The sequence below is a fragment of the Amycolatopsis sp. NPDC058340 genome (assembly GCF_042723975.1).
Classification (GTDB): Bacteria; Actinomycetota; Actinomycetes; order Mycobacteriales; family Pseudonocardiaceae; genus Amycolatopsis.
This window is the reverse complement of record NZ_JBHXIB010000014.1, coordinates 75557-100768: the sequence shown is the minus strand read 5'-3', so window position 1 is coordinate 100768 and position 25212 is coordinate 75557. Positions and strand designations below refer to the sequence as shown.

Below are 25212 nucleotides of genomic sequence, written 5' to 3'. Positions count from 1 at the left end.
ACTCACTTTTCAAGCCCTCTCAGCGAAAAGAACGCCGGGGTTGAGAATCCCGGCCGGGTCGAAGCTTTCCTTGATCCGGCGCATCAGCGCGATCTTCGCCGGGTCCTCCAGGTCGAGGAAGTAGCCTGCCTTGGCCCTTCCGAGGCCGTGTTCGCCGGAGATCGCGCCGCCGAGTTCCATGCCGAGCGCGAAGATGTCGGTCAGCAGCTGCTTCCGCTTTTCCGTGTCCTTGCAGAAGATGGCGAGGTGGACGTTGCCGTCGCCGGCGTGTCCGCAGCCGAGCGCGCCCGCCTCGCGCGACATCGCCATTTCCCTCGCCTTGCGCAGGAATTCGGGCATGGCGGACCTCGGGACCACCACGTCGATGACGTCGTCGGCACCGGCCGCCTTGGCCGTCCAGAACGCCTTTTCGCGTGCCTCGATGAGCTTGCGGGCCGAAGGGCCTTCGAGCACGTACACGTCCATCGCGCCGAGGTCTCCCAGCAGTCCGCCGAGTTCCTCGATGTCGGCGTGCAACCGGTCGTTGTCGCGGTTTTCCAGCGCCACCACCAGATACGCCTGCGCGGTGTCCCGGATGGAGTCCGGCACGCCGAGGCTGAGTTTCTCGTTGTAGCTGATCGCGGCGAGCGTCAGGTTGTCGATGTACTCGAGGATGTGCGGCGCGAGCCCGCTTGAGATGATCTTCGGGACGACGGTCATCACTTCGTCGAAGGTTTCGAACGGGGCGAACACCGTGGCGCCGTGCGGCAGCCGCGGGTACAGCTTCACGATGACCTCGGTGGCGATCGCGAGGGTGCCTTCGGAGCCGATGATCAGCTGGGTCAGGTCGTACCCCGTCGACACCTTCGAGGTCTTGCCGCCGGTCCGGATGATCTCGCCGGTCGGCAGCACGGCCTGCAGGCCCACGACGTTGTGCCGGGTGACGCCGTATTTGACCGCGCGCATCCCGCCCGCGTTCGTGCCGACGTTGCCGCCGACGCTCGCGCTCAGTTCCCCGGGATAGACGGTGTAGCCGAGTCCGGCCTCCGTGGTCTTTTCGTCCAAATCGGACAGTGTGACGCCGGGCTGGACGACGGCGACGTGGTTTTCGGTGTCGATCTCCAGCACGGCGTTCATTCGCTCGAAGGAGATCACCAGGCCGTCTTCGCGTGGTGTGGAACCGCCCGAAAGCCCGGTGCCCGATCCTCTCGCGGTGACCGGCACACCGTGTTCGCTCGCGGCCTTGAGCAGCTCCGCGACCTCTTCGGCGCTTCCCGGTTTCGCCAGGTAGGCGGGCCTCTGCGCCGAGGTGGTCAAAGCCTCGTCGTGTGCGTAGTCCTCGGGGATCGCCTCGCCTGACAGCAAGTTCGCGTCCCCGACGATCTCGGCGAACCGTGCCGCAACATCGCCCATCGACTGCCCTTCCTCACGCTTCTTTGCCTGGTTACCGAAGCGTAGTACGTCGTGGGCGAGGATGGCCATGAATCATTTTCATGTTTGCTCCCATCGGTCACAACCTCACGACAACCTCACTCGGATACCCATGTCGCAGCGGGCCGCGGCGGCCCGCCGGAAGGGGTGGACGCTCGATGGGATCAAGGATGAGGCGGATCGCGGCGCTGGGGGCGTCGTTCGCGATCGCGTTCGGGCTCGCGGTACCGGCGGCCGAAGGCGGGGAAACGGGCTGCACCGCGCCCGTGGTGAACGTCAGCGGAGTCAGCCAGGCCGAGGGGACAAGCTCCGGATACACCACCCTTCTCTTCACCGTTTCACTCGCCGACGGCGGTTGCGCGCCGCAGGGCTCGGTCGAATACCGGACGATCGAGGGCAACGGCTCGCCGGTCGATCCGGCGTTCGTCGCGAAGGAGAGTGCCGACTACCTGCCGCGTGCGGGCACGCTGACCTGGTCGGGGCGGGCGGACACGCAAACGATCGCGGTCAAGGTGCGCGCCGACTCCTTCGCCGAGAACGACGAGATGTTCTCGCTGCGCCTGTACGGCGAGAAAGGCGTGCGGATCGGGCACAGCGTCGGCGTCGCCTGGGTGGCCGACGACGACGTGGCCAAGACCGCGCCGCTTGCCACCACCCAGGAAGGCGAGATCTGCTGGTCGATCCCGCCCAACTTCGCATCGGGCGCCACCTGCAAGGTGCCGGTCGTGCTCTCCCGGCCGTGGCTCGCGGGGCCGCTCACGATCCGCTATCGCACGGAAGGCTCCGCCCACGAGCCGGTGAAGGACGGCGTCGTCACCTTCCAGCGCGGTGAGACCAGGGGATACGCCGAACTCACGATCGTGCCCGGGCAAACGGGGAAGGCGCGGGTCGAGTTCTTCGAGCCGTCGCAGGGCAGGCTCGTGTACGCGACCTCGACCGTGGTGATCAGCCCCGCCGGGTGACGAGGTCGGCGTCGGCCGTCGCGTTCGCCCGCCGGTACAGCTCGATCGCTCGGGCCCAGTGGGCGGCCGCGGCGGCCGTGTCGCCGCACCGTGTCTCCAGGTCGCCGAGGTCGCGGTGCAGATGGGCCTCCTCGTACGGATCCGGGACGCCCGCCCGGACCGCGACGCCGCGTTCGAGGCTTTCCCGAGCCGCGGCCAGGTCGCCGAGCCCGAGGTGGGCGCGGCCGAGCCGGTCGAGTGCGGCGGCCTCACTGTGCCGGTTCCCGACGTCCCGGCTGATCAGCAGCGCCTGGTCGAAGTCGTCCCGCGCGGCCCGGAAGTCCTTGCGGGCGAGGTGGACCTGGCCGGCGTGCAGCAGCGACTCCCACTCCTGCCAGCGGTCGCCGATCGCCCTGGACGCGGCCAGCGCCTTGCCGAGATGGTCCAGCGCGACGGCGTGATCGCCGAGTTCCTCGTAGGCCTCGCCGAGCGTGTCCAGGGTGGCCGCCTCCAGCCGGGCGTTGCCGAGTTCGCGGAACGTCTCCAGCGCGGCCGTCAGCGGACTGAGACCGTCCATCGGCTGGCCGCGGCGGATGTAGGCGTGGCCGAGGTTGCGCTGGGACAGGGCGCGCCCGAGCCGGTTGCCCGCCGAGGTGCACCGCTCCACCGCGAGCCGGTACGCGGTGATCGCCTCGTCGAACCGGCGAAGCGCGGCGTAGGCGTTCGCGGTGTTGTTGTAGATATGCCCTTCGCCTTCGAGATCACCCGCCGCGCGGGCGGCCTTCAACGCGCGGGCGTTGGTTTCGAGCGCGTCCGTCAGCCTGCGGGTCATGAAGTAGGCCGCGCCCAGCGCACGCAGCATCTCCGCCTCCGCCAACGGATCGTCGAGTTCGGCGGCCGCCGCGGCCCCCTCGCGGCAAAGCCCGATCCGCTCGTTCCAGCCGCCCGTGGTGTCGTAGAAACTGGTGAGCAGGTAGGTGAGCTGCCAAGCGGCGGTGTTGCGGCCGTATTCGCGGGCGAACCGCACCACGGGCAGCAGATTCGCGCGTTCGGCCCCCAGAAACGCCAGCGCCGCGCGTCTTTCCGCCGGGAACGGACGACCGGGCGCCGGATGCCGCAACGCCGGGGTGACCAGATCGCGGTTCGGATCGATGATCCGGTTCGCCTCGGCGGCGACGTGCAGGTACCAGTCGATCAGCCGGTCCGCGGCCTCGGCGCGGCTCGACGTCGTTTCGTCGGTGCGGGCGCAGGCGGCGGCGAACTCGCGGATCAGATCGTGGAGGCGATAGCGATCCGTGCCCGCGGGGGTGATCAGATGCGCCGCGGACAGCTCGGCGGCCGAGGCCCGGCCCGCTTCGGCGGGCACCCCGCACAGCGCGCCGCCGAGGGCCGCGCTGAACGACGTCCCCGGGATCAGCCCGGACAGCCGGAACAGCCGGGCCGGAGCACGGTCCAGCGGCAGGTAGGCACTCGCGAGGACGGTTTTGACCGTCCGGGAATCCCCTTGAACCGCAAGGGTTTCCAATCGCCCGACGCCGGTGAGCTCGTGGGTGAGTTCCGCGATCGGGCGGTTCGGCTCGCCGGTCAGCCGCGCGGCGGCGATCCGCAACGCCAACGGCATCCCGTCGCACAGCCTCGCCAGCCGTGCGGCCTGCGCGGGTTCGCGGTCGACCCGGTCGGCGCCCAGCACCCGGGTGAGCAACGTCATCGATTCCGGGCCGGCCAGCGCGTCGAGGGCGAACACCCGGACGGCGTGCCTGCTGCCGAGCGCCGCCAGTGACTGCCTGCTGGTGACGATCAGCATCGTCTTGGCCGTACCTGGGACGAGGGGAAGGATCTGATCGACACCGCCCGCGTTGTCGGCGACGATCACGCACCGCCTGCCGTGCAGCAGTGAGCGGTAGAGCGCGGCGCGTTCGGCCGTCGCGTCGGGCAGCCGGTCGTCAGGGAGGCCGAGCCCCCGCGACAGATGCGCGAGCGCGTCGCCCGGCGAGAGCGCCTCGTGCGGGTCGTGCCCGGCGAGGTCGAGGAAGAGCTGACCGTCGGGGAAGCGGTCCGCGATGCGGTGCGCCCACTGCACGGCGAGCGCGGATTTCCCCATCCCCGCCGCTCCGGAGATGACCACGACCGGCGGCTCGGCTTCGTCGAGGAGCTCGTCGAGTGAGGCGAGCTCCTGCTGCCGCCCGGTGAAGTGTCCGACACGGGCGGGGAGCTGCGCGGGCGCGGTGCCCCGTGCGGGTGCGTCGAGTTCGGGCGCGCGTCGCAGGATCGAGGTGTGCAGTTCGACCAGTTCCGGTCCGGGATCGGCACCGAACTCGTCCGCCAGTCCTCGGCGTACGGCCTGGAACGTCTCCAGCGCCTCGGCATGCCGTCCGCAGCGATGCAGGGCGAGCATGTGCAACGCGGCGAGCCGTTCGCGGTACGGCTGTTCGGCCCGGAGCCGAGGAAGTTCCCGGAGTACCTCCTCGTGTTCGCCGAGCCTGAGCTCGGCGTCCCAGAGCTCTTCCCAGGCGGACAGCCGTAGCTCTTGGAGCCGTTCGGCCTCGCGCAGGCCCCAGCCGTCGAGTTCGGCGTCCGCGAAGGCCTCGCCGCGCCAGAGACGCAACGCCTCACGCAACACCGTCACCGCCTGACCGGGATTGCTCCGCTTGGCGGCCCGAAGCTCTTCTTCGAAGCGAAGAGCGTCGACACAGGAAGGTGCGACCGTCAGGACGTATCCGGGTTTGCGCGTCTGGAGGACCAGTGGGAACCCGCAATCCTCCAGTGCCTGCCGGATCCGGGCGACATGGCTATGCAGGGTCTTCACCGCGGTGCGCGGGGGATCTTCACCCCAGAGCACGTCGACCAGCCGGGGGATCGGGACGACCGAACCCGCGTGCAGGGCGAGGACGCCGAGCACGGCTCGCTGGCGGGCGCCGTGCAACTCCGCCCGCCCGGTGGGGCCGATCGCTTCGACCGGGCCCAGCACCCGTAGTTCCCCTGGCCCGGGCACCCTGCTCCCTCCGGCATGTGACCCCGGTGAGCGTATCCGGGCGAAGACCCACCGAAATCGGCCAATTAGGGCACACGATCTCGACAACCCCGCCACAACCGCTCTGGCCGACGGTCAACGGGTCGAACGTTTCGCCCAAGGAGGGGACCATGATCAGCAGGAATCCACGGCGACGGCGAACACTGCTCGCCTCGGCCGTCTTGGCCGCCGCGACGCTGTTCGCGGGGGTCGCGCCGGCGGTGCAGGCCGCGCCGGAGGCCCGGAGTGACGTCTTCATCCGCGACAACTCGTCCGATGTCGGGTTCGAACCCTCGACCGGTTCGCTCTACTCCAGTCCTGACATCCGGGTGTGCAAGGGAATACCTCCCTGCGCCACCGACCAGCCGGTCCACCAGGGAGAGCAGGTCTACATCCATGTCACGTTGAACAACCCCGGCCCGTACGGAGATGCCCTCGAGAAGGGGACACTGCAGGTCTACTACACGAAACAAGGCACCGTGGCCCAATGGGCGAGCCAGTGGACCTACATCGGTTCGAAGACCGACGTGTCCGTGCCGTATGGCACCAAGACGGTCGTCATCCCGTGGACGGTCCCGTTCGGCTCGCACTTCTGCCTGCTGGCACGGTGGCTTTCGCCGACCGACCTGCCGACCGAAGGCTTGAGCACGTCCACCAACGCGCGCAAGAACAACAACATCGGCTGGCACAACGTCAACGTCCTGCCGTTCAAGATCAAGATCCCCGAGTATCGGCGGATCGTGTTCGGCTGGGACGGTCCCGACCCCACCGCGGTCGGCGACATCGTCTTCACGCAGCCGGGCAGGCCGTTCACCGGTCCGGGGCGGATCACCATCGACCTCGGTCCCGACCTCGCCGCACGCTGGCGGGCGGTCGGCGCCAAGGGTGAAGGTGTCGAACGGATCGGCGAGACCGAGCTGGCCATCGTGAACCCGCAGAGGGCGCGGATCAGCGGTCTGACGTTCAAATCCGGTGAACAGGTGGACGCCAGACTGAGTTTCACCGCGGGAGCCGAGGCGGCCGGTGGGCAGCAGTACACGGTCAACGTGACTCAGGTCGACCAGCGCGGCGAAGAGGTCGGTGGCGTCGAGTACCGGCTCTCCGAATTGAAACAGTAAAGCCGGGGTGGGGTGCCGGCCCGTGGGCGGTGAGGGTGGAAACCCGCACCGCCCACGGGTTTCACGCGCGGGCGAACGAAAGCGTCTCGCCCTCGACACCGCGCAGCCATAGATCCTGCGCGGCTTCCGCCATCTCGGCCAGGCCCTCTTCGATCGTCGCGAACACGTTGCCGGGCACCCAGCCCGCGTCGCCGTTGATCAGCAGGTTGTTGCGGCCGTAGAAGATCGCGAGATCCGTCGCGCCCTGGTCGCTGTGGGCCTCACTGTCCTCGTCGTAGCCGTACGCCGGATTGCCGATCTCCCAAGCCTCGAACCCGAAGTACACGACATCCCCAGGAATCGGGGTCACCGTGGGGTTTTCGCGGCCCGGTTTCGGCTCGGCGAAGGGCGGCACAAGCGTATAGACCTCGTTGCGCGCGTACTTCGCGTGGTAGGCCGAACCGCTCTGCGGCAACGCGTCCCACACCGCGCGGCAGGTGCGCGGGGCCTCGGCGTCGAGCAGCCGGGCGCGGCAGGACACCCCGCGCTTGTCCAGGGTGATCGTGATGTAGCGGGCCATCACTCGACCCCCGCCACGACGTCACCCCAGATCCGCAGCGCCTCGTCGACCTGCTCGGAGTCGACGATCAGCGGCGGCACCATCCGGACGACGTTCATGTACGCCCCGCAGGTCAGCAACAGCAACCCGTTGGAGGAGGCGGCCTTCTGCGCCGCTTGGGCCTTCGCCGTGTCCGGCTCGCCGTCCGGCGTGGTGAATTCGGAGCCGACCAGCAGCCCCAGCCCGCGGACGTCACCGATCGACGGTGATTTGTCCGCGATCACCCGCACGCCTTCCAGGAGCTGGCGTCCTCGTTCGGCGGCGTTCTCGACCAGACCGTCGCGCTGGATCACTTCGAGCGTGGCGATCGCCGCGGCGCAGGCCACCGCGTTCCCGCCGTAGGTCCCGCCCTGGGAACCGGGGAGCGCCTTGGCCATCAGCTCCTCCGACGCGGCGATACCCGAGATCGGGAACCCGCTCGCGAGCCCCTTCGCGATGAGCACGATGTCCGGGCGCACCCCGAAATGCTCGTGCCCCCAGAACCGCCCCGTCCGGCCGAAGCCGGTCTGGATCTCGTCCATCACCAGCAGGATCCCGTGCTTGTCGGCGCGTTCCCTCAGCCCGGCGAGGAACTCCGGGTTCGCCGGGACGTACCCGCCCTCGCCGAGCACCGGCTCGATGAAGAACGCGGCCGTCTCGTTCGGCGCGCAGACCGTCGCGAACAGGTAGTCCAGCTCGCGCAGGGCGAACTTCGTCGCCGTCTCCTCGTCCCAGCCGTAGTGGAAGGCGTACGGGAAGGGCGCGACGTGCACCCCGGACATGAGCGGCGAGATCCCGGCGCTGAACCGGGTGCCCGACGTCGTCATCGTCGCCGCCGCGACGGTCCGGCCGTGGAACCCGCCCTGGAAGACGATGACGTTGGGCCGCTTCGTCGCCTGCCGCGACAGCCGGAGCGCCGCCTCGACCGCCTCACTGCCGGAGTTCGCGTAGAAGAGTGAATCCAGGCCTTCCGGCAGGACAGCGCCCAGCTTCTCGGTCAGCTCCAGCATCGGCTTGTGCATGACCGTCGTGTACTGCCCGTGGATGAGTTTGCCGATCTGCTCCTGCGCCGCGCTCACCACGTGCGGGTGACAGTGGCCGGTGCTGGTCACGCCGATACCGGCGGTGAAATCCAGGTGACGTTTGCCATCGGTGCCGTAGAGGTAAACCCCTTCACCGTGGTCGACCACGACCGGCGTTGCCTGCTTGAGCAGCGGTGATAGCTGGGCCATGGGCTGCGCTCCTAGGTCGGCTGAGCTGTTGTCGATTGTTGACAATATCCATAGCATGGCGTTCGGGACAACATGGAGGAGCGTTGGGATGACCTCGATCAGCGAGGCCGGCGTAGTCACGGCGGTCGACAAGGAACTGTTCATCGGCGGCAAATGGGTGCCCGCCGCCGACGGGAAGACCTTCCCCGTTCTCGACCCCTCGACAGGCGAAGCCCTGTGCGAGGTGGCCGACGCGTCACCGGCGGACGGTGTCAGCGCACTCGACGCGGCCGTCGCCGCGCAGGCCGACTGGGCGAACGTCGCCCCGCGTGAACGCGGCGAGATCTTGCGCCGCGCCTATGAGCTGCTGATCAAACGCGCCGACGAACTCGCGCTGCTGATGACCCTCGAGATGGGCAAGCCGCTCGCGGAGTCGAAGGGCGAGATCACTTACGCGGCCGAGTTCTTCCGCTGGTTCGCGGAGGAAGCCGTCCGGATCGACGGTGGCTACGCCGTCGCTCCCAACGGGACGGGCCGGTTCCTCGTGACCAAACAGCCGGTCGGGCCGTGTCTGCTGATCACGCCGTGGAACTTCCCCATGGCGATGGGCACCCGCAAGATCGGGCCCGCGGTGGCGGCAGGCTGCACGATGATCATCAAACCCGCTGCTCAGACCCCCCTTTCGATGTTGGCCCTCGCGGCGATCCTCGCCGAAGCGGGATTGCCGGAAGGTGTGCTGAACGTGCTCACGACGTCGGATTCCGGCGGCGTGATGGAGCCGTTGATCCGGGACGGCCGCGCCCGGAAGCTGTCCTTCACCGGCTCGACCGGCGTCGGACGGAAGCTGCTGGAACAGTGCGCGGACAAGGTGCTCCGCACTTCCATGGAACTCGGCGGCAACGCTCCTTTCCTCGTCTTCGAAGACGCCGACCTCGACGCGGCGATCGAAGGCGCGATGACCGCGAAGATGCGCAACATCGGTGAGGCCTGCACGGCCGCGAACCGTTTCTATGTCCAGCGAGGCATCGTCGACGAGTTCTCCCGGCGCCTCACCGAGCGCATGGAGGCCCTGCCCATGGGGCGCGGCACCGAGGAGGGTGTCGTCGTCGGCCCCCTCATCGACGAAGCCGCCGTCGAGAAGGTCAGCGGCCTGGTCTCGGACGCCACCGAGCGAGGCGCGCGCGTCCTCACCGGTGGATCCACTGTGGACGGTCCAGGAAACTTCTATCAGGCCACGGTGCTCACCGACGTGCCCAAGGACGCCAGGCTCGCATCGGAAGAGATCTTCGGGCCGGTCGCCCCGATCACTCCGTTCGACAGCGAGGACGAGGCCATCGCGGCGGCGAACGACACCGAATTCGGTCTCGTGTCCTATGTGTACACCTCCGATCTGAAGCGGGCACTGCGGGTTTCGGAACGGTTGGAGGCCGGCATGATCGGCCTCAACCAAGGCCTGGTTTCGAATCCGGCGGCGCCGTTCGGTGGGATCAAGCAATCCGGCCTCGGCCGCGAGGGTGGCACCGTCGGCATCGACGAGTTCCTCGAGACCAAGTACATCGCGGTGGCTCTGTGACTTCTTCGTATCGGATCGCGAGCATCCCCGGCGACGGAATCGGTGTCGACGTGACGGTCGAGGCCCGCAAGGTCCTCGACCGCGCGGCGGCATCGCACGGTTTCTCCTTGTCCTGGACTGAGTTCGATTGGAGTTGTGAGCGGTACACCAAGACCGGCTCGATGATGCCCGACGACGGTATCGAGCAGCTTTCCCGGTTCGACGGGATCTTTCTCGGTGCCGTCGGCTTTCCAGGTGTCCCGGACCATGTTTCGTTGTGGGGCCTCCTCATCCCGGTTCGGCGGGCGTTCGGTCAGTACGTCAACCTCCGGCCGGTCCGGCTGCTGCCGGGGACGACGTCGGCACTGGCCGGCCGGAGCGCCGACGAACTGGAGATGGTGATCGTCCGGGAGAACTCCGAGGGCGAGTACTCGGAGATCGGCGGCAGGCACAATCGCGGTCTCGGCAACGAGTTCGTCTTGCAGGAATCCGTGTTCACGCGGGTCGGGGTGGAGCGGATCGTCCGCTACGCCTTCGAATTGGCGAAGACGCGGACGGGGCGGGTCTGTTCGGCGACCAAGTCCAACGGGCTCATTCACTCGATGCCGTTCTGGGACGAGATCTTCGCCGAGATCTCTTCGGAGTATCCGGACGTGCACGCCGAACAATGCCATGTCGACGCGCTCGCCGCGCGGATGGTGCAGGCGCCGGACCGGCTCGACGTCGTGGTCGCTTCCAATCTGTTCGGCGACATCCTGAGCGACCTGGCGGCGGCCGTGACGGGTGGGCTCGGAATGGCGCCTTCGGGCAATATCAATCCGACCGGTGAGCTCCCTTCCATGTTCGAGGCGGTGCACGGCAGCGCTCCCGACATCGCCGGACAGGGCATCGCGAATCCGGTGGCGCAGATCCTGGCGGGGGCGATGCTGCTCGAGCATCTCGGGGAAACCGTTGCGGCACAAGACGTCCGTGCCGCGGTGGAAGAGGTTCTCGAGGAGGGGACCGTGCAGACCCCTGACCTCGGCGGGAAGTCCACCACCGCCGAACTCGGATCCGCGGTGGTCGCCTCTCTATCTTGAACCATCAGCCTGGTGGCGTGTCAAGTCCCGGATGTCATGAACGGTCCATTCATGGTTCCGGGTCATACGCGAAGGCCCCTTCGCGCACGTAAGGGGCTTTCGGGTGGTCCGGTGTTCCCAATGTCGCATTTGAGACGCTCACCGTCCCTAATGCGACATTGGGAACTTGGTCCGGACGCGGTGCGCCGGGAGTGGGCTGGTTTTCTTTGCGGGGCAAGATGGTGCGTGTGCGGGCCGCTGACGTTGCGAAAGCCACTTTCCCAACCTTCAACGTTGCGAAAGTGGCTTTCGCGACACGTCACCTTCGTCGTACCCCTCATTAGTGCTCGTTGAACTCCGCAGGTCCTTGCCGCCCGGCGATCCGCAACGGGTGCGGCAAGTCCGCCGATTTTCTCTGGACGAGTAAAAACGTTGCCGTGAAAGGGAATCCCGGCGGGAGTTCCAGTACGAAAGCCCGTTCATCGCACGCGTGCCGCTCCGGGGCGCGAGTTTTTGTCGGTGCCCCGGTGCACAGTGTCGATCATCGGATTCGACGACTGGAGGAGTGCCGATGTGCTGGCATTGCGACAACCCCGGGAAGACCCGCGACGACTACCTCATCGAGGAGGTCCGTCCGCTGATCCGGAGGTACGGCTGGATGGTGCAGACGGTCGAGCGCGGAATCGTGCAACCAGGCTTCGCGTACACGGTCGGGCTCACCGACGCCGGTCTTCCGGAACTCGTCGTCACCGGCCTGAGAGAGCGAAGATCCGGCCAGCTGCTGAATTATTTCGCCCAGCGGGTGGTCCGGTCGGGGCCGCCGGAGCCGGGGGAGGTGCTGCCGGCAGAGGTGGGATGGCCGTCGTTGGAGGTCGTCCCGCTCAGTTCGCCGTCGGCGCATCTGCTCACCGCCGTCCTGCTGTACGGCGAGAACTTCCGGGCCCTGCAGCTGGTCTACCAGGACGAGCACGGCAATTGGCCGTGGGACAGGGAGTTCCGTGGCGGGACGGGTGGGCAGCCGGTGCTGGGGGCGCGCGGCCGTGGCTGAATCCCTAGGGCACCTCGGGAGCTTCGCCCTCCCGCAGGCTGGTTCCCGGCGCCAGCCGTTGGACGGCGTCCTCCATATGGGCTTCCAGCAGCGAAAGCGCGGTCTCTTCGTCGCCAGCCCGCAGGGCCTCGATGATCTTGGTGTGCTCGGTGACCCGTTCTTCGACCTGCTGATAGGTCCCTTGCAGGGCGGTGAGGCACATCCGCGTCTCGATCAACAGGGTCCGTGCCATGCGCACGAGCCGTTTGCTGCCGGAGGCGGCGATCAGCGCCTCGTGGAACCGGAGGTCCGCCCAGGAGAGCGCGGTCGGGTCGTCCTCGTCCGCGGCGGCGGCCATGGCGCGCACGGCCTCTTCGAGTTCGGTGGCGACCCGTTCCCGGTCCCCGCGCAACGCTCGCAGCATCGCGGCGCGTTCGATGGCCGAGCGCGCCGAGTAGATGTCGTAGACGTCGCCGGGTTCGAGGTCGATCACGAACAGCCCTCGGTGACGCTCGCTGCGCAGGAGCCCTTCGGAGACGAGGTGCTGCATCGCCTCGCGCAGCGGCCCCCGAGAAACCTGGAACCGGGAGGCCAGATCCGTTTCACCGAGCTGGGTACCGGGAGGGAGGGCGCCGGTCATGATCGCGTCCCGCAGCTGGCGCGCGATGATCCCGGCGGTCGATTCCCGGTTGACCGGCTCGATATCCGGCAAGGACATGGTTCAGCTGCTCCTCTGTCCGAACAGGGCGCCCAAGGTGCGGACGAGCGGGGCCTTCCCGGTGAGCCGCAGACCCTCCCAGACGGTGACCTGATTGGCGGTCAGCACCGGTTTGCCGAGCCTGGTTTCGAGCGTGTTGATCTCCCCGAGTGTCCGCATTGCGGTGTCTGGGACGAGCAGGGCGTCGGCGGCCGGGTGGTCGCGGCTCACCGCGAGTTCGACGACGGCTTCCGGGCTGAGTTCGCCGACCTCGGCGGCGGTGTCGATATCCGCGCTGCCCATCGAGACCACTTCGACCCCGCCCGCGCCGAGGAACTCGACGAACAGCCGGGCGACGTCGTCGGGGTAGCTGGCGGCGACCGCGACCCGCCGGACGCCGAGGGCCCGTGCGGCGTTGACGAAGGCGAAGGAGGTGCTCGACGCCGGGACGCCGGCGACGGCGGCCAGCCGGTCGGCCTGGTCGCGGGCGCCTTCCCAGCCGTAGACGAAACTGCCGCTGGTGCAGGCCCAGACCACCGCGTCCGGCTCGTGTTTGGCCAGCAGCGCGGCGCCGTCGGCGAGCCGGCTTTCGCTGCCTAGGTCGAGGAGTTCGGGCACGGCATGGAGATCGGTGCCGTAGATGTGCTCGACCGGCAGTTTGATCCCGGCCATGTCCCCGCCGAGGAGCTGTTCCGCGAGCGGATAGTCGTCTTCGGCCGCGTGATCGGGATAGATGAACCCGATGGTGGTCGTCTCGGACGGCGGCTCGGGTGGGGCGAACGGCGTGATGGGCACGGAACCTCCGAAGGGCAGATTGTCGACAATCGTAAGGGAAGAGGTCAGTCGACCTCCCGGAGCCACTTGCCGGGGCCGACGATCGGCAGGTTCATCCGCCGGAGACAGGCCCACATCGTGAGCTGATTCGCCGTGAGGACGGGTTTGCCGAGTGCGCTTTCGAGTGGCTCGATCAGATCGTAGGTGGGGAGGTTGGTGCAGCTGACGAAGATGGCTTCGGCGTCGGCGTGGTCGGCGGCGAGGATGCGTTCGGCGATGGTCCGGTAGCTGACCTTCCAGATGCCGCCGCCCAGGCCGAGATGGTCGCTCGAAACGGTGCGAACGCCGAGTTCGGCCAGGAAGTCGTGCAGCTTCCCGGTCAGGTCGCCGTCGTAGGGCGTCAGCACCGAGACCCGGTGGAGGTCGAGCTGGTGCAGGACCTCCGCCAGCGCTCCGGACGTGGTGACGGCGTCCGTCGCGCCGGCGTCGCAGATCGCCTTGGTCAGAGAACGCTCGTAGTCCACACCGTTGACGAAACTGCCGGAGGTGCACAGATAAGCGACGACTTCGGGCTCCACGTGGAGCACGTCCCTCGTGGCGGCGGCGAGATGCCTGCTGTCGCTGACGAGCTGGGCCATCTCCATGCTGACGGGCACGGGCTCGTACGGCGTGCGCGCCAGATGGAGGGAGACCTCCATGGGGACCCAGCGCCACAGCTCGCGTTCCAGGGCGAGGTCGAAGGGGGCGATCACGCCGATACCGCGCTGCGCCAACGGGCCTTCGAACTCCAGTAAGTCGAAATCCAAGTCTCAGCCTCCGGAAAGCTTCTGCTGTCACAGGTCCGGTGCTCCGGGGTCCGTTCCTCGGATTGTTGACAATCATACGAGCCACTTTTACGGTGTCAACGTGATCGCCTCGGAGACCCCTGTGCTGGCGGTGCTCTGCGGAGACACGCGCCCACCGGACATGCGCGCTATCGAAGCCGAAGCGGTGGTTCGTTACACCGACGCGGCCGGATTGGCCGACGCGTTATCCGGCGCCGACGCGTTCTTCGTCTACGACTTCCTGTCCACCGCCGTCCCGGGCGCCTGGCACGCGGCCGACAGGCTGCGCTGGCTGCATATCGCCAGCGCGGGAGTCGACCCGGTGCTCTTCCCCGGGCTGCAGGAGAGCGACGTCGTCCTCACCAACTCGCGTGGGGTGTTCGACGGGGCGATAGCCGAGTACGTGCTCGGGGTCGTCCTCGCGTTCGCCAAGGATTTCGCCCGGTCGTGGGACCTGCAGAAGCAGCGGCGGTGGAAGCATCGGGAGAGTGAACGGATCTCCGGCCGCCGGGTACTGGTGGTCGGCACCGGGCCGATCGGCCGGTCGATCGCGCGGATGCTGCGGGCGGCCGGGATGTCGGTGGCGGGGGTCGGACGCCGTCCTCGCGAGGGCGATCCCGACTTCGGTGACGTGTACGCGTCTTCGGAGCTGTCTCGTCATCTTCCCGGAGCGGACTACGTCGTCGCGGTCGCGCCGCTGACCGAGCAGACGAAGGGCATGTTCGACGCGGAGGCCTTCGCCGCGATGAAACCCGGCTCACGGTTCGTCAACGTCGGCCGCGGCGAACTCGTCGTCACTTCGGATCTGATCGGCGCGCTGCGGGACGGTCCGCTCGGCGGCGCGGCGCTCGACGTCTTCGACACGGAGCCACTGCCTGCCGAAAGTCCTTTGTGGACTATGGAAAACGTGCTGATCTCGCCGCATATGTCGGGTGACTTCGTCGGCTGGCGTAATACTCTGGTAGAGGTGTTCGCGGACAACTTCCGTCGCTGGCGCGCGGGGGAGCCACTGCGCAACGTCGTGGACAAGCAGCTCGGATACGTGCCGTCGGAGACGCTTCGCCAAGGTTAGGGGCCGGATTGAACGACACCAAGTTGACCGCGAGCGAGCTCGTCGCCGCTTATGCCACCGGGGAGCTGTCGCCGGTCGAGGCCACCCAGAACGCGTTGCGTGCCATCGAGGAACGCGACGGCGAAACCAACGCTTTTTGCCTGGTCGACGCCGATGGCGCGCTCGAGCAGGCGAAAGCGTCCGAGGTTCGGTGGCGGGACGGTAATCCGATCGGCTGGCTCGACGGTGTCCCGGCGTCGATCAAGGACATGTTCCTGACGCAGGGCTGGCCGACGCTGCGCGGTTCGCGCTGCATCGACCCCGACCAGCCGTGGGACGTCGACAGTCCGGTCACCGCGCGGCTGCGCGAGAACGGCTTGGTACTGCTGGGAAAGACCACGACACCGGAACTGGCCTGGAAGGGCGTCACCGACAACACGCTGACCGGGATCACCCGCAACCCGGTCGACCCGTCGACGACGGCGGGCGGCTCCAGCGGGGGCAGTGCCGCGGCCGTCGCGGCGGGGATGGGCGAGCTTTCCGTCGGCACCGACGGTGGCGGCTCGATCCGGATTCCGGCTTCGTTCTGCGGAATCGTCGGTCTCAAACCGACACACGGCCGGATCCCGCTGTTCCCGGCGAGCCCGTTCGGGCCGCTCTCGCACGCCGGCCCGATGGCGCGTTCGGTGGACGACACGGCGCTGCTCCTCGACGTTCTCGCGATGCCCGACTACCGCGACCCGGCCGCGCTCGCCCCGCCCGTCTCGACCTATCGCGAGGCCGTCCGCCGGGACGTGCGCGGGCTCATCGCCGCGTACTCGCCGACGCTCGGCTATGTCGACGTCGATCCGGAGGTCGCGGAGATCGTCAAGTCGGCGGTCCAGTCGCTCGGGGACGCGGGCCTGCACATCGAAGAGGCCGATCCCGGTTTCACGGATCCCAAGCCCGCCTTCGACATCCTGTGGTCGACGGGGGCGGCCAAGTGGCTGGACACCTTCCCCGCCGGTTCGGAGACCAAGGTCGATCCCGGGCTGCGGAAGGTCTGGGAACTCGGCAAGACCTTCTCGGCGAGCGACTATCTCGGCGCCAACGCCGAGCGGGCCGCGCTGGGCATCCTGATGGGCGAGTTCCACACGCGCTACGACGTGCTGATCACGCCGACCCTGCCGATCCCCGCCTTCGAAGCCGGGCACGAGGTGCCGCCGGGCAGCGGGCTGAGCGGCTGGCCGGACTGGACGCCGTTCACCTACCCGTTCAACATGACCCAGCAGCCCGCCATCAGCGTGCCGGCGGGCCGCACTTCCCGCGGCCTCCCCGTCGGCCTGCAGATCGTCGGCCCGAGGCACTCCGACGACCTGGTGCTCGCCGTCGCGAAGCTCCTCGAGGAGGTTCGCCCCTGGCCGTGACCTGCGGAAAGGGAGCAAGGGACCTTTGCTACCACTTTGCGGGGCAGTGCGTCAGGGCCGGGCGGCGTGCGTCTTCCGGACCAGCCCGCGCACCTGGCCGCTGCACAGGGCGAGACAGGTGGCGGCCACGACCAGGGCGGCGCACGCCAGCAGGGTCGTGCTGACCCCGAAGTGCTGCGCGGCCGGTCCGGCCGCCATCTGGCCGAGCGGCAGGGCGATGAAGGAACCGAGCATGTCGTAGGAGTAGACGCGCGCGAGCTTGTCCTCGGGCACGTTCTCCTGCAGTGAGACGTCCCACGCGACGACGAACTGCTCGATCGCCAGGCCGGAGACGAACATGGCCGCCAGCAGCAACGGCAGCAGAGGTGCCTGGCCGAGGAGGATCAGCGGCGGCGCCTCGAAGAGGATCACGGCGACGCCGACGAACAGCGCGCGCCGCGGCTGCCATCGGGCCACGAGGATGCCGCCGACGAGTGAGCCGATCGTCTGGGCGGCGAGGGCGAAACCCCAGCCGGAGCGCCCGAAGGTGCTGTCGGCGACGACGGGACCGAGCACCGCGATCCCGCCGGCGATGACGGCGTTCACCACCATGAACTGCACGACCACGACCCACACCCACGTGCGCGACCGGAATTCGTGCCAGCCTTCGACGAGTTCCGCCAGCGGGCGGCTGCCGGGGACCCGTTCCCGGCGGTTGAGGCGGATGCACCGGTAGGACAGGGCGGAGCCCAGGAACAGGAGCGCGTTCCCGGCGAGCGCCCAGCCGGGGCCGACCGCGGTGACCAGGATGCCGCCGAGCCCGGCACCGGCGATCCGGCCGGAGTTCGACAGCAGCCTGGCCAGCGCGTTCGCCTGCGCGAGCTGGGTGGCTGGCACCGTCAGCGGGGTGAGCGACGCCGACGCGGGAGCCGAGATCGCGGCCACCGCGCCGTTGACCACGCTCAGGCCGACCAGCAGCGGGATCGACGCGAATCCACAAAGGACACTCGCGGCGATGACGGCCTGGGTCAGGGTGGCGGCGACTTCGGTGCCTTGCAGGATCACCGATCGCGGCAGCCGGTCCGCGAGTACCCCGCCGAACAGCAGCAGGACCACGCTCGCCACCGAGCGGGCGCCGACGACGATGCCGATGTCGACGGCGGAACCGGTCAGGTCGATCACGGCGAACGCGAGCGCGAGCGGGGCGACGGCGTTGCCGAACTCCCCGAACGTGCGGCCGCCGATCAGCCAGCGGAAGTTGTGGTGGCGCAGAGGTTCGCGCAGTGACGTCACGGTCGCCTCATCTCGAACATCGCGACCGTCGCGCTGACCGGGATCGTGCCCCTGGTGCGGGGCGGTTTCGCGGCCGAGTGCAGCAGATCGCTCAGTTCGCGAGCGTGTTCGAGCGCCGTCTCCCAGGTCTCGCGGTCGACCCACATCTCGGCGTCGCTGATCGACCCGTGTTCGCCGGGCAGGTGGAATTCGCTGCGGCGCTTGAGTTCTTCGGCCATCGCCGCGATGAGGAGCTGTTCCTCCTCCGGATTCTTCGAGGTGAACCGCATTCCGGACTCCGGATCGTGCCGGTAGCGTTTCGCCAGCCCGCCCCGGATGCGGACCTCCTCGGCGACGTCGAGCAGCCCGGCCTCGTGCAGCCGCCGCAGGTGATAGCTGACATTCGCTTGTGTCTCACCGAGTTCGCGGGCGGCTTCGGCCGCGCTCATCGCGACACCGGTCAAAAGCGACAGAATGCGCAGCCGCACGGGATGGGCGAGGACGCGGAGCCCGTCGAGGCTGGGGGACTCGGACATGTCACGAGTATCGACTGCCGGGACGCCGACCGTCAAACGGTTATTTGGGGGTTTCGTTGGCCGGGAGAACCGGTGCGGTGATCCGATGTCTGTGCTCTGCTGGAGTCATGCGTACGACGACATTGGGCAGGAGCGGCCTCGAGGTGTCGAGGATCGCCTTCGGCACCTGGCAGCTCGGCGGGGACTGGGGTTCGTTCGACGAGGACACGGCGATCGCCGCGATCCGCCACGCCCGCGAACTCGGGGTCAACCTCTTCGACACCGCGCAGGCCTACGGTTTCGGGAAATCCGAAGCCATGCTGGGAAAGGCGCTGCGCGAGGAACTCAAACGCGACCGCGACAATCTCGTCATCGCGACGAAGGGCGGCATCAAGCCGCGCTCCGGACGGCCGCGCGACTCCCGGCGCGAGTGGCTGACGCAGGGCGTCGAGGACAGTCTTCGCTTCCTCGACGTCGACCACATCGACCTCTACCAGATCCACTGGCCCGACCCCGACGCCCCGGCCGAGGAGACGGCGGGGATCCTGCAGGAGTTCGTCGACGCCGGGAAGATCCGGCACGTCGGTGTCTCGAACTACGACGCCGCGGGCCTGGCCGCCTTCGGCAAGACCCGCCCGGTGGAAACCCTGCAGCCGCCGTATCACTTGTTCCGCCGCGACATCGAGGCCGATCCTCTCCCGTACGCGCGGGAGAACGACATCGGTGTGCTCGTGTACAGCCCGCTCGGCAGCGGCTTGCTGACCGGATCCTTCACGCCCGAGACGACGTTCGAGAAGACCGACTGGCGGTCCCGGTCGTCGGCGTTCACCGGCGAGACCTTCCAGCGCAACCTCGCCGTGGTCGGCAGGCTCAAGGAATTCGCCGCGGGCAAGGGGATCTCGGTCAGCCAGCTCGCGATCGCGTGGACGCTCGCCCAGCCGGGCGTGCACGTCGCGATCGTGGGCGCGCGCAAGGCGGCCAACATCGAGTCCAGCCTCGCCGCCGCCGACATCGACCTGACCGCGGACGAGCTCGCGGAGATCGACCGGCTCACCGCCGACTCCGTCCCCGTTTCGGGCGCGAGCCCCGAGGGTGTCGCCTAGAGGTCGAATTCCGTACCGTCCAAGGGAAGTGAGGCGCCGCCGGCCAGTACGGCGGCGTGTTCCGGCGACGCCGGGTCGAGCACCGGGTTCGTGTTGTTCAGATGCGTGTACGCCCAGCGCGCGCCGGGCCGGAGCTTCGCGAGGCTGCCGGTGATCGGCAGATGCCCCATCGCGCGCTGAGCGCCGGCCTCGGCCGCGGTGGTGCCGGCCATCTCGTCCGGCGAGTAGAAGGTTCCGTCCAGCAACACCAGGCCGGCGTCGCGGGTGAAGTCGTCGAAGCCGTCCGGCCAGCTCTTCAGGCAAGGCGCGTACACGAAGACGCCGCCGGTCCGGACGTCTTCGATCCGGTACGCCACCACCCACGGTCCGTCCTCAGTGGACGAACGCGCGTACTTCGGCCGCTTGTCGCTCACGGGAAGCACGCTCACCCGGAGTCCGTCGATGGAGACATCCGACGACGGCGACCAGTCCCAGCCGCCGTAGCCGTCGATGATCGACCGCGCGGGGAAGTGCTCGGAGAGGGCGCCCAGAACGGCGTCCGGCGCCCATACCGGAAGGCCGCCCGCTTCCCGCAGCAGAAGCAGGCCGAGCGAATGATCGAGTTCGGCGTCGGTCAGCAATACCCCGCGCAGCGGGATTTCCCGGGGCCCCGGCCCGGCACGCAAGGGCGGCGTGGCGAGGATCTGCGCGCGGATGTCCGGTGACACGTTGAGCAGGTACCACCCTTCGCCGTCCGCGCTCACCGCGACACAGTCCTGGGTCCGCGGCGGCGCGTCCGAGACGCACAGCGCGCAGGCGCAGTTCCATTGCGGGAAACCGCCGCCCGCCGCGGTGCCGAGCAGGATCACTTTCATCGCGGCGCCCGCATCACGAGTTCGTCCGTTTTCGACGGTGTGGCGAGGATGAGATCGACGACGCCGCGATCCGGCGAGCGCGAGCACACCGGGTCCGTCGCCGCGGCGTCACCGGTGAGCTGGAACGCCTGGCACCGGCAGCCGCCGAAGTCGATCGCGCGCCGATCGCAGGTGCCGCAGGTGTCCGGCATCCAGTCTTCGCCGCGATAAGCGTTGAAGGAAGCGGATTCGTACCAGATCCACGCCAGCGGCCTGTCCCGCACGTTGTCGAACTCGAGGGTCTCGATCGCTGTGGACGCGGGACACGGCAGCACGTTCCCGTCGGGCGCCACGGTCAGCTGCCGAGCGCCCCAGCCGTACATGCACGGCTTCGGGTACTGCTCGTGATAGTCGGCGACGACGTAGATGATCTCCATGCGGCCACGCAGCCGTTCGGTGGCCGCGCGCACGATCGGCTCGGCCTCGTCGAGCTGCCGCCTGGTCGGCATCAGGGCGTCGCGGTTGCGCAGGGCCCAGCCGTAGTACTGCGTATTGGCCAGTTCGAGCCGGTCCGCGCCCATTTTCTCGGCCAGGTCGATGATCCCGGCGAGCTGGTCGTGGTTCTGCCGGTGCAGCACGACGTTGACCGAAAGCGGGAGCCCGGCCTTCTTGATCAGCTCGGCGGCGATCAGCTTCCGGCCGTGGGCCCGTGCGCCGGCGAGCCGGTCCGCGCGGTCGGCGGTCGCGCCCTGGACGGAGAGCTGGACATGCGCGATACCGCGTTCGGCGAGATCGTCCAATCTGGACTCCGTCAGCCCGAGCCCGGAGGTCACCAGGTTGACGTAGCAGCCCAGTTTCGTGGCGTGCTCGACCAGGATGGGCAGATCCGGTCTGGCGAGCGGTTCGCCGCCGGACATGTGCACCTGGAGCACCCCGAGTTCGCGAGCCTGCGAGAGCACGGAGATCCATTCCTCTGTGGACAGTTCGCCGTCACGGGCGATCAGCTCCACCGGATTCGAGCAATACGGGCAATGCAGCGGGCAGCGATGGGTCAGCTCGGCCAGCATGCCCAACGGTGCCGCGGTGGTCAGGTCCATTCGACGATCCGCCGATCTCCGAGCCGGGACAACACGTCCAGGATCTCCTCCTCGCGAACACCGGAGTAGCGCTCGCGCAACGCCGAAGCGATCCCGGCGACGTCTTCGACGCCATCGCAGAGGGAAAGCACGGCCGCCGCCGTGGGATTCGGGACCAGCACGCCTTCGGGGAACAGGAGGACGTGCGTTTCCCTGGTCTGGTCGTAACTCAGCCGGACCCCACGCCGGAGCCTCGGTACCGAGCCCAGTTCGAGGGTGGTCATGGCTACTCCTTGGCCGCCGCGCGCTCGATGGCGTCGAGCATGGACCACAGCACGTCGGTTTTGAACGACAGCGCGGCGATCGCCTTCTCCTGCTGCTCACGGGTGACGGCGTGCCGCACCACGATGTCGAGCGTTCCCTTGCCCTCGCCGGAGACCTTGCCGATGCGGTTGGTGAAATAGGCGAGGTCCTCCGGGGCGATCCACGAATAGTTCGCCAGCATGTCGGCGACCCGCCGCTGCATGAGATGGCCGGCGAACATTTCGGTCAGCCCCGAAGCGACCGCTTCGAGCCAGGGTTTCGTGCGGGCGAAAGTCACGTAGGCGTCGACGGCGAACCGTACGCCGGGGGCGACGTGCCGCTGATCGAGAACCTCTTCGCGGTCGAGCCCGACCGCGGTGCACAAACGGAGCCACCGCTCGATTCCGCCGTCCCCGGCCTTCGTCCCGTCGTGGTAGACGATGCGGTCGAGCCATTCCCGGCGGATCTCCGGCAGCGGGCAGTTGCTGATGATGGCCGCGTCCTTCTGCGGGAGCACGCACTGGTAGTACCAGCGGTTCGCGGCCCAGATCTTCAGCTCGTACTCGGACAGGTCGCCGGCGTGCATCCGCACGTGGAACGGGTGGGTGCCCCAATAGCGATGCGAAAGCCCGCGCAGGGCCGCGATGAACTCCGAGGACGACATGACGGACACCGTGCTGCCTCCAACGGCTCGCTGATCGGGACGGCGGCGCGGTGGTGGGGGGCGGCCCCCACCACCGGATGCGAACTCAGTCCTCCAAGCGGGCCGCGTAAGCGGTGACCTCCATGGGGGTTTCGTACTCGACGAAGTCGGGGGTGGTCCATACCTCGATCATTTCCGCTCCTAACGTCCACATGGGATCGAACCGTCACCCTAGAAGCGTGCCGCCGATTTCCGGAGGCATTTTGTAAAGTTTCCTACCTATGGCGGATCGCGCCGCCCGGTTCGTCACGCTCGGCGCACACAACGGTTAACAGTCCGCGCGCCCGATACCCCGTCCAGTGGTGTCCGTTTCGTTATGTTGTGTGTTTCTATCCAACTCGACGGGTGCGCCCCGACCACCCGCCTACCGCCGCCATCCGAGCTCCAGGGGTGTAGCTGAAGGAGGCGTCCCATGTCCTTACGTCGTACTCTCGCCGCCACGTTCGCCGCCGCGACGGCCGTGTCCATCGCGGCCATCCCGGCGGCGGCCGCCGAAGCGCCGTCCGTCCAGGCGATCAGACAGCTCGCGAGCGGTCTCAACCAGGCCTGGTCGATCGATTTCCTGCCCGACGGCACCGGCCTTTTCACACAGAAGGACGCCAAGACGATCAGCAAGATCGACAAGGCGGGCAAGGTCACCACGGTCCAGACCATCCCCGGGGTGAGCGTCACGGCGGAGGCGGGCCTGCTCGGCATCGCCGTCTCGCCGAAGTACGCCACCGACGAGACGGTCTTCATCTACTACACGACCAGCTCCGACAACCGCATCGCCAAGCTGAAGCTGGGCCAGACACCGACGCCGATCGTCACCGGCATCCCGCGTGGTTCGCAGTATCACCACGGCGGGCGGATCCGGTTCGGGCCCGACGGCTACCTCTACGCGGGCACCGGCGACGGCCAGAACGGCGCCAACGCGCAGAACAAGAACTCCCTCGGCGGCAAGGTCCTGCGGGTCACCACCGACGGCGCGGCCGCGCCCGGCAACCCGTTCAACAGCCGCGTCTACTCCTACGGCCACCGCAACGTCCAGGGGCTGACCTGGGCGAACGGGCAGCTGTACGTCTCCGACATCGGCGCGAACAAACTCGACGAGCTGAACAAGATCGAGCCGGGCAAGAACTACGGCTGGCCGACGTGCGAGGGCCCGTGCAACACGGCGGGGATGACCAACCCGGTCAAGTCCTGGCCGACGTCCTCGGCGACACCGAGCGGGCTCGCCGCCTACAAGGGTTCGCTGTACATGGCGTCGCTCAAGGGCGGCACGTACAAGCTCGACCTGAACGGCAACGGCGGCAAGCTCTGGACCAACCTCGGCCGCACGCGGGACGCGACCGCAGGCCCGGACGGGCAGCTGTACACGATCACCCCGGGCGCGATCTACGTCTCCGACGGCAGCTAGCCGCGCCCGATGGACACCGCGTGTTCCAGTTCGGCGAGCGCGGTGTCCAAATGGGTCAGGATGCGCTGCAGATGCGGCACGCTCCGGCGGCAACCGGTGACCCCGAAGTCCAGGTTGTCGCCGTTGCTGGTCAGCGTGATGTTCAGCGCCTGCCCGTCCAGCAGTACCGACGCCGGGTAGATGCCGTCGAGTGCGGCGCCGTTCCAGTACATCTGCTTGCGCGGCCCCGGCACATTGGAGATCACCAGGTTGAACGGCGGTTTCGTGTTGTTCACGAAGCCGGGGATCGGTGACACGCCGAGCTGGGCGACGTTGATCCCGGACAGCAGCAGCGTCTGCAGCGGGGTCAGCTCCGAGAAGAGCTTCTTCCCGTTCCGCATGGACGCGTTGATCGTCGCGAGCCGGGCGGCCGGATCGGTCAGATGGGTGGCGAGGTTGCACAGCAGCGCACCGATGTTGTTCCCCGCCGCGTCCCCGCTGTCCTTGCGCCGCAAGGAAACCGGGACCATCGCGGTGAGCGGCGCGTCGGGGAGCGCGTTCTGTTCGATCAGGTAGTCGCGCAGCGCGCCCGAGCACATCGCGAGGACGACGTCGTTGCGCGACACCCCGGCGGCGGTCGCCACCTTGCGCACCCGGTCCAGCGACCACGACTGCGCGGCGAACCGCCGGGCCCCGCCGATCGGCACGTTCAGCATCGTCTTCGGCGCCTGCGCCGGCAGCGTGAGCGTGTGCTCCTGGAACGCCTCCCGCGCCACCTTCATCGCGGCGGGCGCGATACCGGCGAGCTGGTTGACGGTCTTGCCGAAGGTGCTGAGCATCGAGGGCGACGCCTTGCCGTTGCGGCCGCCGTCCGGTTTGGCGCGGCGGCCCCACGGCGGCGGGCAGTCGAGGTCGGCCGGGTCGTCCGACAGCGTCCCCTGCAGATGCCGCAGCGCCGAGACGCCGTCCATCAGCGCGTGGTGGATCTTGCTGTAGATCGCGAACCGGCCGTCCTGCAGCCCCTCGACCAGGTGGATCTCCCACAGCGGGCGGTGCCGGTCGAGCAGGGTGCTGTGCCAGCGCCCGGTCAGCTCCAGCAGTTCGCGGATCCGGCCGGGCTGGGGCAGTGCCGAATGGCGGAAGTGGTAGTCGAGTTCGAGTTCGGTGTCGGTCGACCAGGCGAGGTGGCCGGCGGTGTTGACCGGCCGGGCGGGACGGCGGCGGAACACCGAGCGCATGTTGTCGGAATCGAGCAGTTTCCGGCGGACGTCGCGCAGGTAGTCGGGCCCGGCGTCCTCGGGTTTCTTGAACAATTGCAGTCCGCCGACGTGCATCGGATGTTCACGCGTCTCCACGAGAAGGAACATCGAATCGGTCACGGGCATGAACGGCAT

24 protein-coding genes are annotated in these 25212 nt (G+C 68.3%); 9 read left to right on the top strand and 15 right to left on the bottom strand.

What is annotated here, in order from left to right:
- Nucleotides 1-9: 9 nt before the first annotated feature.
- A complete protein-coding gene (locus ACFWIW_RS18740) occupies nucleotides 10-1392 on the bottom strand; it encodes an FAD-binding oxidoreductase (RefSeq protein WP_378369572.1) in 1383 nt (460 codons plus the stop codon).
- Nucleotides 1393-1580: 188 nt separating this feature from the next.
- On the opposite strand from ACFWIW_RS18740, the gene ACFWIW_RS18735 reads away from it, so the two are divergent.
- Nucleotides 1581-2372: a Calx-beta domain-containing protein gene (locus tag ACFWIW_RS18735; protein WP_378369571.1), complete on the top strand. Its 792-nt coding sequence runs from the start codon at nucleotides 1581-1583 to the stop codon at nucleotides 2370-2372.
- On the opposite strand, the gene ACFWIW_RS18730 is transcribed toward ACFWIW_RS18735, so the two are convergent.
- The gene (locus ACFWIW_RS18730) at nucleotides 2356-5319 is read right to left on the bottom strand and encodes a BTAD domain-containing putative transcriptional regulator (protein ID WP_378369631.1); all 2964 of its coding nucleotides are present in this window, start codon (nucleotides 5317-5319) and stop codon (nucleotides 2356-2358) included. The genes ACFWIW_RS18735 and ACFWIW_RS18730 overlap by 17 nt on opposite strands.
- 173 nt (nucleotides 5320-5492) lie before the next feature.
- Here ACFWIW_RS18730 and ACFWIW_RS18725 point away from each other — a divergent pair, with 173 nt between their 5' ends.
- Nucleotides 5493-6479: a hypothetical protein gene (locus ACFWIW_RS18725; RefSeq protein WP_378369570.1), complete on the top strand. Its 987-nt coding sequence runs from the start codon at nucleotides 5493-5495 to the stop codon at nucleotides 6477-6479.
- A 61-nt stretch (nucleotides 6480-6540) separates the two neighbouring features.
- Here the strand turns inward: ACFWIW_RS18725 and ACFWIW_RS18720 are convergent, their stop codons facing one another.
- Nucleotides 6541-7038 carry a DUF3830 family protein gene (locus ACFWIW_RS18720; RefSeq protein WP_038508763.1) on the bottom strand — a complete coding sequence of 166 codons (498 nt, stop codon included), beginning with the start codon at nucleotides 7036-7038 and terminating at the stop codon, nucleotides 6541-6543.
- On the bottom strand, nucleotides 7038-8288 hold the full coding sequence (locus ACFWIW_RS18715; protein WP_378369569.1) for an aspartate aminotransferase family protein: 1251 nt from the start codon (nucleotides 8286-8288) through the stop codon (nucleotides 7038-7040). The genes ACFWIW_RS18720 and ACFWIW_RS18715 overlap by 1 nt, the downstream gene beginning before the upstream one ends.
- Before the next feature lie 88 nt (nucleotides 8289-8376).
- Between ACFWIW_RS18715 and ACFWIW_RS18710 the strand changes: the two genes are divergently transcribed.
- The 3 genes from ACFWIW_RS18710 to ACFWIW_RS18700 all read left to right on the top strand — a co-directional run bounded on the left by ACFWIW_RS18710 (nucleotide 8377) and on the right by ACFWIW_RS18700 (nucleotide 11925).
- On the top strand, nucleotides 8377-9840 hold the full coding sequence (locus ACFWIW_RS18710) for an NAD-dependent succinate-semialdehyde dehydrogenase (RefSeq protein ID WP_378369568.1): 1464 nt from the start codon (nucleotides 8377-8379) through the stop codon (nucleotides 9838-9840).
- Nucleotides 9837-10898: a tartrate dehydrogenase gene (locus ACFWIW_RS18705; RefSeq protein ID WP_378369567.1), complete on the top strand. Its 1062-nt coding sequence runs from the start codon at nucleotides 9837-9839 to the stop codon at nucleotides 10896-10898. The genes ACFWIW_RS18710 and ACFWIW_RS18705 overlap by 4 nt, the downstream gene beginning before the upstream one ends.
- A gap of 550 nt (nucleotides 10899-11448) precedes the next feature.
- A complete protein-coding gene (locus ACFWIW_RS18700) occupies nucleotides 11449-11925 on the top strand; it encodes a DUF4262 domain-containing protein (protein WP_378369566.1) in 477 nt (158 codons plus the stop codon).
- A gap of 4 nt (nucleotides 11926-11929) precedes the next feature.
- Here ACFWIW_RS18700 and ACFWIW_RS18695 read toward each other — a convergent pair whose 3' ends face one another.
- Genes ACFWIW_RS18695 through ACFWIW_RS18685 form a run of 3 tightly spaced genes read right to left on the bottom strand, consistent with a single transcriptional unit; the run spans nucleotide 11930 to nucleotide 14181 of the window.
- Nucleotides 11930-12622: a GntR family transcriptional regulator gene (locus tag ACFWIW_RS18695; protein ID WP_378369565.1), complete on the bottom strand. Its 693-nt coding sequence runs from the start codon at nucleotides 12620-12622 to the stop codon at nucleotides 11930-11932.
- Between the two features lie 3 nt (nucleotides 12623-12625).
- Nucleotides 12626-13396 carry a maleate cis-trans isomerase gene (locus ACFWIW_RS18690; protein WP_378369564.1) on the bottom strand — a complete coding sequence of 257 codons (771 nt, stop codon included), beginning with the start codon at nucleotides 13394-13396 and terminating at the stop codon, nucleotides 12626-12628.
- Nucleotides 13397-13440: 44 nt separating this feature from the next.
- Nucleotides 13441-14181, bottom strand: coding sequence for a maleate isomerase (locus ACFWIW_RS18685; RefSeq protein WP_016336992.1), 741 nt, complete (start codon nucleotides 14179-14181; stop codon nucleotides 13441-13443).
- Between the two features lie 100 nt (nucleotides 14182-14281).
- Here ACFWIW_RS18685 and ACFWIW_RS18680 point away from each other — a divergent pair, with 100 nt between their 5' ends.
- Both ACFWIW_RS18680 and ACFWIW_RS18675 read left to right on the top strand, forming a co-directional pair.
- Nucleotides 14282-15271 carry a D-2-hydroxyacid dehydrogenase gene (locus ACFWIW_RS18680; RefSeq protein ID WP_378369563.1) on the top strand — a complete coding sequence of 330 codons (990 nt, stop codon included), beginning with the start codon at nucleotides 14282-14284 and terminating at the stop codon, nucleotides 15269-15271.
- Between the two features lie 8 nt (nucleotides 15272-15279).
- A complete protein-coding gene (locus tag ACFWIW_RS18675) occupies nucleotides 15280-16656 on the top strand; it encodes an amidase (RefSeq protein WP_378369562.1) in 1377 nt (458 codons plus the stop codon).
- 51 nt (nucleotides 16657-16707) lie between these two features.
- On the opposite strand, the gene ACFWIW_RS18670 is transcribed toward ACFWIW_RS18675, so the two are convergent.
- Both ACFWIW_RS18670 and ACFWIW_RS18665 read right to left on the bottom strand, forming a co-directional pair.
- Nucleotides 16708-17928 carry an MFS transporter gene (locus tag ACFWIW_RS18670; protein WP_378369561.1) on the bottom strand — a complete coding sequence of 407 codons (1221 nt, stop codon included), beginning with the start codon at nucleotides 17926-17928 and terminating at the stop codon, nucleotides 16708-16710.
- The gene (locus tag ACFWIW_RS18665) at nucleotides 17925-18443 is read right to left on the bottom strand and encodes a helix-turn-helix domain-containing protein (protein ID WP_378369560.1); all 519 of its coding nucleotides are present in this window, start codon (nucleotides 18441-18443) and stop codon (nucleotides 17925-17927) included. The genes ACFWIW_RS18670 and ACFWIW_RS18665 overlap by 4 nt, the downstream gene beginning before the upstream one ends.
- Before the next feature lie 107 nt (nucleotides 18444-18550).
- On the opposite strand from ACFWIW_RS18665, the gene ACFWIW_RS18660 reads away from it, so the two are divergent.
- The gene (locus tag ACFWIW_RS18660; RefSeq protein ID WP_378369559.1) at nucleotides 18551-19525 is read left to right on the top strand and encodes an aldo/keto reductase; all 975 of its coding nucleotides are present in this window, start codon (nucleotides 18551-18553) and stop codon (nucleotides 19523-19525) included.
- Here ACFWIW_RS18660 and pqqB read toward each other — a convergent pair.
- The 5 genes from pqqB to pqqA form a co-directional block, all read right to left on the bottom strand.
- Nucleotides 19522-20379: a pyrroloquinoline quinone biosynthesis protein PqqB gene (gene pqqB, locus ACFWIW_RS18655; protein WP_378369558.1), complete on the bottom strand. Its 858-nt coding sequence runs from the start codon at nucleotides 20377-20379 to the stop codon at nucleotides 19522-19524. The two genes, ACFWIW_RS18660 and pqqB, sit on opposite strands and share 4 nt — an antisense overlap.
- Nucleotides 20376-21455: a pyrroloquinoline quinone biosynthesis protein PqqE gene (pqqE, locus tag ACFWIW_RS18650; protein WP_378369557.1), complete on the bottom strand. Its 1080-nt coding sequence runs from the start codon at nucleotides 21453-21455 to the stop codon at nucleotides 20376-20378. Before pqqE ends, pqqB begins: the two co-directional genes overlap by 4 nt.
- A complete protein-coding gene (pqqD, locus tag ACFWIW_RS18645; RefSeq protein ID WP_378369556.1) occupies nucleotides 21446-21718 on the bottom strand; it encodes a pyrroloquinoline quinone biosynthesis peptide chaperone PqqD in 273 nt (90 codons plus the stop codon). Before pqqD ends, pqqE begins: the two co-directional genes overlap by 10 nt.
- Before the next feature lie 2 nt (nucleotides 21719-21720).
- Nucleotides 21721-22401 carry a pyrroloquinoline-quinone synthase PqqC gene (gene pqqC / locus ACFWIW_RS18640; protein ID WP_378369555.1) on the bottom strand — a complete coding sequence of 227 codons (681 nt, stop codon included), beginning with the start codon at nucleotides 22399-22401 and terminating at the stop codon, nucleotides 21721-21723.
- A gap of 85 nt (nucleotides 22402-22486) precedes the next feature.
- The gene (gene pqqA, locus ACFWIW_RS18635) at nucleotides 22487-22573 is read right to left on the bottom strand and encodes a pyrroloquinoline quinone precursor peptide PqqA (protein ID WP_378369630.1); all 87 of its coding nucleotides are present in this window, start codon (nucleotides 22571-22573) and stop codon (nucleotides 22487-22489) included.
- 279 nt (nucleotides 22574-22852) lie between these two features.
- Between pqqA and ACFWIW_RS18630 the strand changes: the two genes are divergently transcribed.
- Nucleotides 22853-23839, top strand: a complete 987-nt coding sequence (locus ACFWIW_RS18630; protein WP_378369554.1) for a PQQ-dependent sugar dehydrogenase — start codon at nucleotides 22853-22855, stop codon at nucleotides 23837-23839.
- Here the strand turns inward: ACFWIW_RS18630 and ACFWIW_RS18625 are convergent.
- Nucleotides 23836-25212 carry a wax ester/triacylglycerol synthase family O-acyltransferase gene (locus ACFWIW_RS18625; RefSeq protein WP_378369629.1) on the bottom strand — a complete coding sequence of 459 codons (1377 nt, stop codon included), beginning with the start codon at nucleotides 25210-25212 and terminating at the stop codon, nucleotides 23836-23838. The genes ACFWIW_RS18630 and ACFWIW_RS18625 overlap by 4 nt on opposite strands.

Excerpts from the sequence above, each read along its gene's own strand:
- ACFWIW_RS18740 (WP_378369572.1), bottom strand. The coding sequence starts at position 1,392 with ATGGGCGATGTTGCGGCACGGTTCGCCGAGATCGTCGGGGACGCGAAC.
- ACFWIW_RS18735 (WP_378369571.1), top strand. The coding sequence starts at position 1,581 with ATGAGGCGGATCGCGGCGCTGGGGGCGTCGTTCGCGATCGCGTTCGGG.
- ACFWIW_RS18725 (WP_378369570.1), top strand. The coding sequence starts at position 5,493 with ATGATCAGCAGGAATCCACGGCGACGGCGAACACTGCTCGCCTCGGCC.
- ACFWIW_RS18720 (WP_038508763.1), bottom strand. The coding sequence starts at position 7,038 with ATGGCCCGCTACATCACGATCACCCTGGACAAGCGCGGGGTGTCCTGC.
- ACFWIW_RS18715 (WP_378369569.1), bottom strand. The coding sequence starts at position 8,288 with ATGGCCCAGCTATCACCGCTGCTCAAGCAGGCAACGCCGGTCGTGGTC.
- ACFWIW_RS18710 (WP_378369568.1), top strand. The coding sequence starts at position 8,377 with ATGACCTCGATCAGCGAGGCCGGCGTAGTCACGGCGGTCGACAAGGAA.
- ACFWIW_RS18700 (WP_378369566.1), top strand. The coding sequence starts at position 11,449 with ATGTGCTGGCATTGCGACAACCCCGGGAAGACCCGCGACGACTACCTC.
- ACFWIW_RS18695 (WP_378369565.1), bottom strand. The coding sequence starts at position 12,622 with ATGTCCTTGCCGGATATCGAGCCGGTCAACCGGGAATCGACCGCCGGG.
- ACFWIW_RS18665 (WP_378369560.1), bottom strand. The coding sequence starts at position 18,443 with ATGTCCGAGTCCCCCAGCCTCGACGGGCTCCGCGTCCTCGCCCATCCC.
- ACFWIW_RS18660 (WP_378369559.1), top strand. The coding sequence starts at position 18,551 with ATGCGTACGACGACATTGGGCAGGAGCGGCCTCGAGGTGTCGAGGATC.
- pqqB (WP_378369558.1), bottom strand. The coding sequence starts at position 20,379 with ATGAAAGTGATCCTGCTCGGCACCGCGGCGGGCGGCGGTTTCCCGCAA.
- pqqE (WP_378369557.1), bottom strand. The coding sequence starts at position 21,455 with ATGGACCTGACCACCGCGGCACCGTTGGGCATGCTGGCCGAGCTGACC.
- pqqD (WP_378369556.1), bottom strand. The coding sequence starts at position 21,718 with ATGACCACCCTCGAACTGGGCTCGGTACCGAGGCTCCGGCGTGGGGTC.
- pqqC (WP_378369555.1), bottom strand. The coding sequence starts at position 22,401 with ATGTCGTCCTCGGAGTTCATCGCGGCCCTGCGCGGGCTTTCGCATCGC.
- pqqA (WP_378369630.1), bottom strand. The coding sequence starts at position 22,573 with ATGATCGAGGTATGGACCACCCCCGACTTCGTCGAGTACGAAACCCCC.
- ACFWIW_RS18630 (WP_378369554.1), top strand. The coding sequence starts at position 22,853 with ATGTCCTTACGTCGTACTCTCGCCGCCACGTTCGCCGCCGCGACGGCC.
- ACFWIW_RS18625 (WP_378369629.1), bottom strand. The coding sequence starts at position 25,212 with ATGCCGTTCATGCCCGTGACCGATTCGATGTTCCTTCTCGTGGAGACG.